This window comes from Gardnerella sp. C0684A1 (genome assembly GCF_055326835.1).
Window position 1 is genome coordinate 288,247 of the sequence record NZ_JBLTSX010000002.1, and the last position, 12,261, is coordinate 300,507.

Consider the following 12,261-nt stretch of genomic DNA (forward strand, 5'->3'; position numbering starts at 1 on the left):
TCCGCACTCCCCTCATCCACACCAACCGCACCATCCACAACCTCCGCACCAACCGCACCATCCGCACGCGCTTCACTACTCTCCCTAATGATTGCGCTATTTTCCGCCGTAATAGCCTTTCAACTCAACGTTTCCATGCTTTCCCCCGCACTCCCGGCAATGCAACGCGAGCTTAATACTACCGACTCATATATCGGCCTTACTCAAACCATTTTCTTCACTTCTGCAGCCTTATTTTCCTTATTTTTGCCGCGTTTAGCGGATATAGTCGGCCGCAAAAAAGTACTTTTTTCTATGCTTCTTATTGCAACTGTAGGATCTGTAATTTCAGCTTTGTCGCTTAACGCTAAGATGCTTATGTTTGGCCGCGTTTTGCAGGGTGCCGCCGGCCCTGTTGTGCCACTTGTGTTGATTATGTTGCACGTAAGAGTTAAAGATAAACGCCATTACGCTAATCTTATGGCCGTGTTAACTTCAGTAAATGGCGGTATTGCTGGCATTGATGCGCTTTTAGGCGGCGCGATTGCGTGTAGTTTTGGTTTTAGATCTGTTTTTGTTTGCATAGCTTTAGCTTGTGCAATTGCAGCGATTTTGATTCTTGCAAAAACTGAAGATTCTTCCGTTGAAAATACGCCTCGCATGGATTGGCTTGGAGTATTCCTTCTTAGTTTGGCGTTTTTGTGCGCTTATATGTCGATTAATGAGTTGCAAAAGTTATCTAATTCTAATTTTGCTTTTGTACTGATTCTTGCTTTTAGCGCAATTGTTTTGTTCGCAATTTTTTGGAATGTTGAGCGCAAAAAAGAAATATCTGTTAGTAAATTAGTAAAGCCTATGATTTCGACTCACTACCTACGCCAACGCCGAACGTGGGGTTTGCTTTCAACGACTCTTTTCACTATGACCGGCGTTTTTGCAATTGCAAACGGAATTTTACCTAAGCTAGCTCAAGATTCGCATTTTGGCGCCGGCCTTGATTTAAGTGTTGTTTCTTTTGTTACACTTACCCCCTACGCCATAATCGGCTTCATTTTTGGCCCTGTTACTGGAGTGCTGGCAGGTAAGTTCGGTTATCGCATTGTGTTGCAATTTGGCATAATGTTTAGCATGTTAACTCTTTTCGCGAGCGCATTTTTGCTAAAATACCCTTCAGCACTTTCTTTGCTTGCAGTTTCTATCTGTCTCGGTATTGTTTATTCAGGTGTTACAAATATTATGCTTAACGGCTTGGGAATAGTTCTTTCTCCTAAAGATAATCCTGGTTATTTACCTGGTTTAAATGCTGGTGCGTTTAATCTTGGCGCAGGACTTAGTTTTGCTCTTTTGTATGCAAGTTTTACTGTTTTTGATAATCTTTTTGCTGGAAATTGCGGATATTTGGCATCTATTATTGTGGGTGCTGCTACTCTTGCATTGGCACTGATTTGTTCAATGTTTATTCCAAAGATAGAAGGCTAGTTTGTAAGTATGCGTGTTATTTCAGGTCGTTTTAAATCGTTGCCGTTGACGTCAGCTCAATCATGCACTCGTCCTACTACAGATCGCACTAAAGAGGCGATTTTTTCTAGACTTGATTCATGGAATGTTCTTGAGAATGCGCGCGTTCTTGATTTGTTTGCCGGAACTGGCGCTCTTGGAGTGGAAGCATTATCTCGAGGCTCTCGTGAGCTTGTGTCGGTTGAAGCGAATGCGCAAGCGGCAGCTCTTATACAGCGCACAGCTAAGCTTTTGCAAAATTCGCGCGAGTGGAATAGTGATCTTAGTATGCGAGTTGTTCGTAAACGCGCAGAACAGTTTGTAAATGACTACAGTGGCGCTGCTTTCAATCTTGTATTTATAGACCCACCTTACGCTTATGAGACTTCTGAATGCGAGAATCTGCTTAATAAAATGTGCGAGAGTGGAGTGATTAGTGTTGAAGCAGATACGCTTGTTGTACTTGAGCGCAGCGTTAGAAGCGTTTCGCCTAATATGCCTGATGGCTTGGAGTTATTTGATACTCGAGACTATGGCGAAACTGCTGTTTTGTATATTCAGCCTAAGCGTTAATCAGTTTTGTTAAGTTTGCCAAATTATTTGGCTTGTGCTTGGGTTTTAGGAACTCTTATCTTTGGATGCTCTCCTGAAACTTCCCATCCGAGTGATATAAGTTTTTTCCGATCTGCCTTATCTAATTTACTGCAGTCGAGTTTCGTAAGTAAATCTGGACGTATCTCGTCAGTTCGTTCTAACGCTTCGTCTCTGCGGAATCTGTCTACTTTAGCGTGATTTCCGGATGTTAGTATTTCTGGTACACTTATATCTCTCCAAGTGGTTGGTCTAGTGTACTGCTTGTGCTCTAAAAGCGCGTCTTTTCCTGTATATGATTCTTCAATAATCGATTCTGGATTTCCCATAAATCCTGGAATTAAGCGAGTTATTGCTTCTACCATTGCGCAAACTGCCACTTCCCCACCATTTAATACGTAATCGCCAATCGAATATTCACGCACATCATAGCCTTTAGAACGGTAATATTCTGGTATTCGCGCATCGTAACCTTCGTAACGTCCGCAGCCAAAAATCAGATGTTTTGCGCTACTTAAGCTTGTAGCTGCTTCTTGATTAAATAGCGGAGCAGATGGGTTTGGAAAGATTATAACAGGCTTCGTTAGTATAGCTGCGTTTTCGGGTACAGACGCACTTTCAGATACGGCAGCACTTTCGCAATTTTCTGCAAGAAGCTCATCTAAACATTCAGCCCAAACTTCCGGCTTCATAACCATTCCAGCGCCGCCGCCAACCGGAGTATCATCAACTGACTGATGAACGTCGTGCGTCCATCTTCGCAAATTGTACGCGTTAATCTTAAGTAATCCGTTTTCTTGAGCTTTTCCCAATAGGCTCAAATCAAGTATGTGAAAGTATTCTGGGAATACGGAAACGATGTCTATATTCATCATAATGAGTCTATTTCTGCTCGCTTAAGTACTTAAGTAATTTCTGTGTTTACAACTTGCGTATTGGCATAGCCGTGCAATTTTGCATAGCCGCGCAATTTTATACTTTAGAATCCAGGAATCAATCCGCCTGGAGGGTCTATAGTCAAATATCTGTCTTTTAAATTTACTTCCGGAACAAGCGCTTCTACAAACGGTACAAGCGCAGTTTTAGTATCGTCTATCTTAGAATCTTCTTTATTGGATACGTTACTTTTAGTAGATGCGTTTTCCTTGTTTTCAATCTGATTAGATAGACGAATTTTTAGTAAACTTTGCGCTCCGTCGAGCACGTCGACGACTTTCCCAATAACTTGCGAAGATAAACCGAGCTGATTATTCTCGCACAAACGCGCTTCTAATCCAATTAAATCTTTTATATACCACGCATTTTCGTCAGCGAGCTTTTCCGCATCCTCCGCCGGCACATATAATTCCAAACCGTTAAGATTTTCAGCAGCGTTTCTATCTTGCGATTCTTCAAACAGCAGAATCCAGCGGTTCTTAAATGTTCGCGCGCGCTCAACAATGAATTCGCGAGCAGCATCTGAACTGTAAAGCACAGTGCCGGGTTTGAAACGTTCTTCGGGCTCGTCTGTAAAAACTTGTACAGTAACCTCACCCTTTAGTCCTTGGGCTTTGCCGATACGACAAACCCTCAGCAGGTCGTTGCGACGTTGCTGAGGGTTGCCATAAGAATGTTGGTCTAATGCCACGTTCATCTCACTTATTTCACTTATTGCGTACGTCCATGATATCTACGCGTACATTGTGATCGCTTAACGCTTGCACAACGGTGCGGATAGCATTGGCTGTACGTCCACCTCGTCCGATAACTCGTCCGATATCCTCAGGATTCACGCGAACGCGCAGCAGCTCTCCGCGAGCATTTTCGTAGGAGCGCACTGAAACATCGTCTGGAAAATCAACGATGTTTTTAATGAGATGTTCCACAGCTTGAGACAGCATAATTACTCAGCCTTTTCCTCGGAAGCAGCTTCTGCTGGAGCTTCTGCTGGAGCTTCTGCTGGAGCTTCCTCAGCTTCGTTTGCAGCAGCCTCAGCTGCAGCCTGAGCCTTAGCAGCGGCTTCAGACTTAGCGGCCTTCAGCTTCTGAGCTTCAGCATCTACGGCTTCGATACGTGCTTCAGCATCTGGACCAGCTTCAGCGGTCTTCAAAGTACCTTCAGCACCTTCGAGACCCTTGAACTTCTGCCAATCACCGGTAATCTTCAAAAGCTTCAACACTGGTTCGGTTGGCTGTGCGCCAACGCCAAGCCAGTACTGCGCACGCTCAGAATTAATCTGAATCATGGATGGCTGCTTGTTTGGATCGTACACGCCGATCTCTTCGATAGACTTACCGTTGCGCTTGTTGCGTGAATCGGAAATAACCACGCGGTAGAAAGCGTAGAACTTCTTGCCCAGTCTCTTAAGACGAATCTTGGTTGCCAAAATGGCTCTCCTTATAACTAGAGTCGTAGAATTTCGCTTGGGTGTGGGGCACTCCTTGCGAGCTTCCACATGTTCCTCACGTGGCCGGGAAGAGGGCGCCGATTCCACGCGAATAACTTATCTATTATGTCGCTTTGCTTGGACGATTTTTCCGTGTAAGTCACTTTAGGGCGCTTGATTGACGATGGGTATTAGAGCTGAGAAATAATAAACTCCGCTCCAAAAGCGAGAGAGTGTTCTCGCAAATGGAGCAAAACACAAGCCAACATCCTCCAAACGCGAGCGCGCGTTCTCGCGATTGGAGCACTACGCAACAATAAACCCTCCAAACGCGAGATGAGACTCACGCAAATGGAGCATTTAAAGGCAGAATTAACTCCAATTACGAGAACCACCTCTCACAAATGGAGCAACCAACCTAAACTAAACCCTCCAAACGCGAGATGAGACTCTCGCAAATGGAGCAAAACACAAACCAACACCCTCCAAACGCGAGAGAGTGTTCTCGCGATTGGAGCAAAACACAAGCCAACACCCTCCAAACACGAGACAAGACTCTCACAAATGGAGCAGCCGACGGAAATAAACCCTCCAAACGCGAGAACAACATCTCACGATTGGAGCAAATAATCTAATCAACAACTCCAATTACGAGAACCACCTCTCACAAATGGAGCAAATAATGGTTATTTCCCAAAATGTTTATACAGAATTTGACCTATAACCCCAGAATTTCTTGTTTTCGTTCTTATTTTCAGCGTGTCGCGTATAACACATATTAGGACACTACGCTTCTAAAACTCGTATTAATTACAGATTTAAAGAATTATCAGGTATTTTTATATCCCGTTTCACAAATAAAAAAGCCATTTACTTTCCGTTGGGCACATTCCCATCTCAATTGCATCCAAAGGAAAGCTAAATGGCTTAATTCAATAATACACTAATTTAGAAAAAGTACAATACTATTTTCAAATAATTTTTATAAAATATTTTCAAAACAAAATCAACAGTTGAAATTAAAACAAAATCACAAGAAAAGAACACATTAATTCTACCTGAAAATTAATTTCATCAATTATTAAATTATTAAATTAAGAGAATTTCAAATTAGATAAACGTAAAACCAAATTTACAGCAAAAAATGACTTGATTAATAACCCTCCAAACGCGAGAACAACATCTCACGATTGGAGCAAATAATCTAATCAACAACTCCAATTACGAGAGCAGCCTCTCATAAATGGAGAATTCAGTAGAATCAAAGCCTCCAAACGCGAGACGATGCTCTCACGTTTGGAGCGCTGCGCAACAAACAACCCTCCAAAAGCGAGAAAGGGGTCTCGGGATTGGAGGAAAAGTAAGGTAGACAACTCCAATTACGAGAACAACATCTCGCAAATGGAGCGCTGCACAACAAACAACCCTCCAAACGCGAGAAAGGAGTCTCGCAAATGGAGCAATAAGCAACAAACTAAATCGCAAGAAAAATCCGTAAAAAAAAATAAAAAAAAATAAATAAAAATCCACAAATCCACATCTAAAAATAAGCAAAAACCTAAGTAAAATGCGGCCTCACATAGGCTGTATCCACAATGCACATTTTTTCTTTTTTTCCACTTCTACGCTCAGTATCATCTATTTACAAAAAAGCGGAAAGGCAAAATAATATGATAAAAAATACACTAAATAATAAATTAAGCGAATTAGACATAGCACTAGACGCTGCAGAAAACGAAGGCTCCTGCCTTATGGCATCGCATCTTCCGTATCGCAACGGCGTACGACACAGCCTAAAATCAGGGGATCTGGTCGAACCATATTATGGATTGTATGCGCGCAAACTGTTTTGGTTAAGCCTAACGCACAAAAAGAGAATTACGCACATCGCAACGCGACTTGCGCAAAAAATAAAAATAGGTGTGTGGAAGTTTACCGGCGAAACAGGCGCAGCCTTACTTAATTTTGAAACGCCTAGTGCTCCAGATACCTGTGGAAAACCCATAAAAATATATGTCTCATGCCCCTATGCAGACAAGCACGCTGCCGAGGCGCGTTCTCACGACTCTTACAAGTCCGCAAAACGTCAGCTTCGGCGCGTGCAATTACCGGATATTATTGAGGACGAGGATGGGATTCGTCTCGAAGAGTGCGATTTCAAACGTGAAAAATATGGAGGAAAACGCAACTCAAATAAAAACGCAGATAACGGCGCAAGTAACGGCGCAAGTAACGAGAAGCCAAAAAATCTAAATACAACTAATTTTGGTCATGTTGCAACGTTAGAAGAATCTGCAGTGAAAAGCGTGGCAAGCATTTATAACGTTTTGTTTGTATGCGCGTGGACTCTTCCTTTCAGATGCGCACTGCCAATTTTTGACTCTGCGGCTCGAAATGGCGTAAATCTTGAAAAAGTTTACCGCGTTTGCAGTAAATTTTACGCTGATTACCGCTATCAGCAAGAGGCAGCGGATTTTCAAGACCTGCCATATTTTAAGCAAAAAAATTCTCTTCTTACATACGTTGACGAAAGTGATGTTTTATCTCGACTGCGCACACTTTGCCAGCTTGCTGACGGCAAAAGCGAGAATGGCGGAGAGTCGTTGGCGCGCGCTGCGATGATTGAGCTTGGTTTTGTGCGGCCTGAGCTGCAGCATGAATTCCCTAATGAGACTAATCCAAAGTGGCCGTATAGGGTTGATTTTGCGTGGAAAGTTGGCGGAAAATTGATTGTTGGAGAGCTTGATGGTGCTGATAAATATTTAGTTAACGCTGGAAAAAATATTGATTTTACTGATAATGACGAAAAATTTAACGGAAATAATGAAATTAAGAGAAACATCGACACTATTGATGCAGCGAGCAGCGACATATCTTATGACACTTCCAACAACTCGTCTAATTCCAACAGTTCGAATGAATTCATACTACGCAATTACGATAGATCTGCTGTAATACGCGAGCGCGATAGGGAGCGGCATTTGTACAGTTGCGGGGTTGATACTATAGTGCGATTTGACTTCTCCCACGTGATTTCTCCAGCAAAGCTTGAGGAGCGTTTGCTGGGCGCCGGGGTGCCTAAAATTACGTTTTGATATTACGAAAGTTACACGTGTGCAGGTTACGATTTAATTTTGCATTATAAAGATGTTGTTGAGGCGAATTTATGTAGTCCTTCGCCGTTATGTACTGTTTAGTCGCTATGTACTTTTAGTCGCTATGTACTCAGCTAGAGCGCGCATCAAAACGCGCATCAAAACGCGCATCTCTGCAAACTAACGCGTTTTCACTGGTATTAATAGATAAGTTTTATGCGAAATTTTATATTATTCGCATATTTTATAACTTCAATTATGAAAAACTGTTTACTCACTTAAACTGCGATAAAAACGAAAGATAAACGGAACGAATATATCTGCTCAAGACTTCACAAAGTGGGCTTAATGGGGTTCGAACCCACGACCTTCTGCTCCGGAGGCAGACGCTCTATCCACTGAGCTACAAGCCCGCAACTCGTGAAAGTATACACGTTACTAGGGATTGTAAGTAGAGGACGATAATAAACCCTCCAAAAGCGAGAGAGTGTTCTCGCAAATGGAGCAATAATCAACAGCAAACCCTCCAAACACGAGAGAATGTTCTCACAATTGGAGCATTCAAAGGCAGAATTAACTCCAATTACGAGAACCACCTCTCGCAAATGGAACAATAATCCTAAGCTAAACCTCCAAAAGCGAGAGAATGTTCTCACAATTGGAGCAAATAAGGGAGTTATTCCAAAAAATGTGTGTACAAAAATTTTTTGTTTCTGTTCTTATTTTTGGCGTGTGACAATAGCTCATGTTAAGACTACACACCATAAAGCTCGTACATGATCACAGAAACAGAGAACTTAAATAATCACACGGTATGCTTTACATCTACTACGGATTAGAATTGGTTTTATCAATAAAAAAAGCCATTTACTTTCCGTTGGGTGCATTCCCGAATCAATCGCATCCAAGGGAGCTAAATGGCTTAATTCAATAATACACTAATTTAGAAAAAGTACAATACTATTTTCAAATAATTTTTATAAAATATTTTCAAAACAAAATCACACGAAAAGAGCACATTGATTCTACCTGAAAATTAATTTCATCAATTTTAAATTATTAAATTATTAAATTAAGAGAATTTCAAATCAGATAAACGTAAAACCGAATTTACAGCAAAAAATGACTTGACTAATAAGCCTCCAAACGCGAGAGAAGAGTCTCACAAATGGAGCGATGCGCAACAATAAACCCTCCAAAAGCGAGAGAAGAGTCTCGCAAATGGAGCGGAGGGCAGAAATAAAACCTCCAAAAGCGAGAAAGTGGTCTCATGTTTGGAGGAAAGAAGGAAAGAATAAAGAATAAAAGTAAAAGAATAAAAAATACAAGAATATACAAAATATAAAAAGTATGGCGGAAATAAGCCTCCAAACTCGAGAACAACATCTCACGATTGGAGCGCTACGCAATAAATAAGCCTCCAAATGCGAGAAAGGGGTCTCGGGATTGGAGCGGAGCACAACAAACAACCCTCCAAAAGCGAGAGAAGAGGCTCGGAAATGGAGGGAAAAGCAAGGTAGACAACTCCAATTACGAGAACAACATCTCACAAATGGAGCAAAACGCAGGTCGACACCCTCCAAAAGCGAGACGATGCTCTCACGATTGGAGGGAAACGAAACAAGCAACCCTCCAAAAGCGAGATAGGGGTCTCATGTTTGGAGGGAAGGAGGAAAGGAGGAAAGAATAAAAGAATATAAAAGATAAGAATATAAAAAATAAAAATAAAAATATAAGAATATAAAAGAGTAAACAAAAAAACAAAAACAAAAACAAAAAGAATAATAAAACAAAAAGAATAATAAAACAAAAACAAAAAAGGGGCTGAGAACTCAGCCCCTGTCTGGTTGTAAAGCGAATGCTTTACAACCAGACTAAGTTAGCAGGCTCAAACTGCGATTAAAACGCGAACGCTTTAATCCACAGTTAGAGCAGATTTGCTTAGTGGCGGACCTTACGGACAGCAGCACCCATACCAGCAAGAACAGAAGCAGCCAAAGCAGTCAAAGCAATAGCAGCACCGGTCTTAGGAAGGTTCTTACCAGCCTTATCCTTACCCTTCTCAACAGTAATCTTACCCTGCTTATCAGCCTTCTTATCAGCAGCGGCAGCACCATTAGCGGCACCCTTAGCAGCAGCGGCAGCAGCAGGACCAAACTTACCAGACTGAGCATCACGATAAAGCTGCTGAGCATCAGCAAAACCAGGGAAAGTCTTATCCAAAGGATCCATAGCTACAACAACTGGAAGCTTGGTAACATCGACACCAAACGCAGCAGCCACATTCACAGCAGCCTTGTAAGCATCATAAGCCTTCTGAGCCTCAGCATTAGCAGCATCGAAAGCAGCCTGCTTCTCAGCATACTTAGCAGCAGCAGCCTTAAAAGTATTCTCAGTGAAAGTCTTCTTAGCCTTAGCACGATCTAAACGATCATTAAGATCCTTGTACTCCTTAGAAGTCTTATCACCAGCGAACAAGTCAACAGCCTTCTGAGCAGCCTCAACCTCAGCCTGAGCAGCCTCATCAGCCTTCTTAGCCTTAGCAGCCTCCTCATAAGCCTTCTGAGCATCAGCCTTAGCAGCAGCATTCTTCACGCGAGCAGCATCATAAGCAGCAGCCTTAACCATAACATCAGCCTTAGCAGCATCAGCATCCTTCACAGAACCTGGCTGAGTTGGGGTAGTAGGATCATGCTTTGGTGGATTCTGCTCACTACCACTGGCCTGGCAAGCAAGCTTAGCAAGATCAGCCTTAGCAGCAGTCAACTCAGCATCCTTAAGGAAGACCTTATACTTAGCCTGATTCAAACTATCCTTGCTGGCAGCGAAAGTATCAGCATTAACAGTTTTATCTAAAGCCTTAGGATCAAGCTTACCAGCTTTATTAGCATCAGAAGCATCGAATGCGGCAGCAGCAGTCTTCTTTAACTTCTCATCAGCCTTCACCTTAGTTACAACGTCAGCAAGACTCTTACGTGCATGTTCTGCAGCATCATCAAGAGCACCATGATCCTCGCCTGCATCCTTAGCAGCTTTAGCCTTAGCAGCGGCATCCTTGTAAGCGTTAACAGCAGCCTTATACTGACCAGCCAAAGTCTTAGCGTTATCAAACTTGGCTTGTGCAGCATCATATTCAGACTTTGCAACAGTTACCTTAGCCTCAAGCACGGCCTTCTCCTGCTCAAGCTTTGTAACATTGTTCTGAGCAGTAGCGCACTTCTCGGCCTTTGGATCCTTAGCAGGCTCAGCAGCGAAAGCTGGAGCGGCGAATGCCATACCGGAGAGGAGGGTGGCGCCAGCAGCGAATGCGGCGATAGCCTTCTTATTCAACATAATAATTTCCTTTCTTCTTCTCCTTCGTGCTAGGAACACGAAGAAAAAATGCTAGATGCGGTTTCCCGCGTGTGCTTCAGAAACTAGGGATTTCATCCGCAACAGGATTAACTATACGACCCGCTCTCAGAAAACTCAATAGTAATTCTCAGGTTCGCAAACGCAAAATAATTAAAAATATTGAAATATTTTCTCTATTTTTCTGCAGATACTGAAATATTTCCTGCTTTATTTTGTAAATATAGAAAATATTACAAAACACGCCGCATTAAGACTTTTTTCATAAAATTCTCAGGATTCTTTAAGGTTTGCGCTAATGCACTAAAAACAAGCGAAGCGAAAACAACAAACGCAACAAACCCAACGAACGCAACGCGGCACAGAAAATGCGCAACAAACCCAACGCGCCGCAGCAACAAACGAAAAACTAAACCACCACTCACCTACTCGGCAACAGGTTCCACAGTCGGCGCCAAAACCAAATCCTTAACAAGCTCGCGCGTACGAAGCTGCGAATCCGCATCCAAACCGTCATCAGTAATAACGGTATCAACCTGATCAAAACGCGCAAACAGCGAAAGCGACGTGCAACTCCACTTAGTATGATCCGTCAAAATAATCGTGCGGTCAGCAATATCCATTAAAGCCATATCCGTAGCCGCCTCCAAAGAATTCGGCATTAAGAAGCCGCGCGGAAGAGACACAGAATGCGTACCCAAAAACACAGTATTCACACGAAGAGAAGCCACAACTTTATCCGCAATAGGCCCAACCAGCGAATTCGAGCGCGTAATCACACCGCCAGTAACAATAACCTCAACATCCTTAGACTCAAGCGCCTGCACAAGCTCCGCAACAGGAATCGAATTAGTCAAAATCGTAATACCAGAAGCCCTACGCGACTCAAGTAAATGCTGCGCAAAAACGTAAGCCGTAGTGCCGCCGCCAATAGCAATCACATCTCCTGGAGACACATAATCCACAGCCAAACGCGCAATTGCATCCTTCAAACCAATATCCATCTGCGACTTAACAGAAAACAGAGGCTCCGAAAGAAGCGTATTAGTTGTTACAGCGCCGCCGTGAACGCGCTTTAACAGACCGCGATCCGAAAGTTCCGCAATATCCCTACGAACCGTCATAGCAGAAACGTTCAGCTCTTTAGAAAGAGCAGTAATACGCACTGCACCGCGAGTACGAAGACGACTTAAAATCAAATGCTGACGCTGTGAAGAAATCATACGAACATTATCGCACACGTAAACGCAAAAAACAAACGTAATTGAGCGTTTCTAAACGAAAAATGACGCATATTTCACAAAAATAACGCAAAATTCAGTAAGCAATGTGAGAATGCACAAAAATAAGCGCAACCAAAGATACAAAACGAACATTGCCGGC

Annotated in this window: 9 protein-coding genes and 1 tRNA gene; 3 read left to right on the top strand and 7 right to left on the bottom strand. The window is 42.7% G+C overall.

Annotated elements, in window-relative coordinates; all coding sequences use genetic code 11:
• Nucleotides 1-87 precede the first annotated feature (87 nt).
• Both ACNEUN_RS02925 and ACNEUN_RS02930 read left to right on the top strand, forming a co-directional pair.
• Complete coding sequence (locus ACNEUN_RS02925; RefSeq protein WP_463630817.1) at nt 88-1,458, top strand: MFS transporter; 1,371 nt, start codon at nt 88-90, stop codon at nt 1,456-1,458.
• A 9-nt stretch (nt 1,459-1,467) separates the two neighbouring features.
• Nucleotides 1,468-2,049 (top strand): RsmD family RNA methyltransferase, encoded by a 582-nt coding sequence (locus tag ACNEUN_RS02930; RefSeq protein ID WP_463630689.1) that lies wholly within the window; start codon nt 1,468-1,470, stop codon nt 2,047-2,049.
• 23 nt (nt 2,050-2,072) lie between these two features.
• On the opposite strand, the gene trmD is transcribed toward ACNEUN_RS02930, so the two are convergent.
• From trmD to rpsP, 4 genes are all read right to left on the bottom strand, one after another.
• Entirely contained in the window at nt 2,073-2,939 is an 867-nt protein-coding gene (gene trmD / locus ACNEUN_RS02935; protein ID WP_463630818.1) for a tRNA (guanosine(37)-N1)-methyltransferase TrmD, read from the bottom strand.
• A gap of 107 nt (nt 2,940-3,046) precedes the next feature.
• Nucleotides 3,047-3,700, bottom strand: coding sequence for a ribosome maturation factor RimM (rimM, locus tag ACNEUN_RS02940; RefSeq protein ID WP_463630691.1), 654 nt, complete (start codon nt 3,698-3,700; stop codon nt 3,047-3,049).
• A gap of 10 nt (nt 3,701-3,710) precedes the next feature.
• Nucleotides 3,711-3,947, bottom strand: a complete 237-nt coding sequence (locus ACNEUN_RS02945; protein ID WP_427876334.1) for an RNA-binding protein — start codon at nt 3,945-3,947, stop codon at nt 3,711-3,713.
• A 2-nt stretch (nt 3,948-3,949) separates the two neighbouring features.
• Nucleotides 3,950-4,432, bottom strand: a complete 483-nt coding sequence (rpsP, locus tag ACNEUN_RS02950) for a 30S ribosomal protein S16 (RefSeq protein ID WP_463630694.1) — start codon at nt 4,430-4,432, stop codon at nt 3,950-3,952.
• Nucleotides 4,433-6,102: 1,670 nt separating this feature from the next.
• On the opposite strand from rpsP, the gene ACNEUN_RS02955 reads away from it, so the two are divergent.
• Nucleotides 6,103-7,527, top strand: coding sequence for a hypothetical protein (locus tag ACNEUN_RS02955; protein WP_463630695.1), 1,425 nt, complete (start codon nt 6,103-6,105; stop codon nt 7,525-7,527).
• Nucleotides 7,528-7,867: 340 nt separating this feature from the next.
• Here ACNEUN_RS02955 and ACNEUN_RS02960 read toward each other — a convergent pair.
• From ACNEUN_RS02960 to ACNEUN_RS02970, 3 genes are all read right to left on the bottom strand, one after another.
• Nucleotides 7,868-7,940, bottom strand: a tRNA-Arg gene (locus ACNEUN_RS02960).
• Between the two features lie 1,528 nt (nt 7,941-9,468).
• Nucleotides 9,469-10,860: a hypothetical protein gene (locus ACNEUN_RS02965; RefSeq protein ID WP_463630696.1), complete on the bottom strand. Its 1,392-nt coding sequence runs from the start codon at nt 10,858-10,860 to the stop codon at nt 9,469-9,471.
• Nucleotides 10,861-11,303: 443 nt separating this feature from the next.
• A complete protein-coding gene (locus tag ACNEUN_RS02970; RefSeq protein WP_427876327.1) occupies nt 11,304-12,101 on the bottom strand; it encodes a DeoR/GlpR family DNA-binding transcription regulator in 798 nt (265 codons plus the stop codon).
• Between the last annotated feature and the right edge of the window lie 160 nt (nt 12,102-12,261).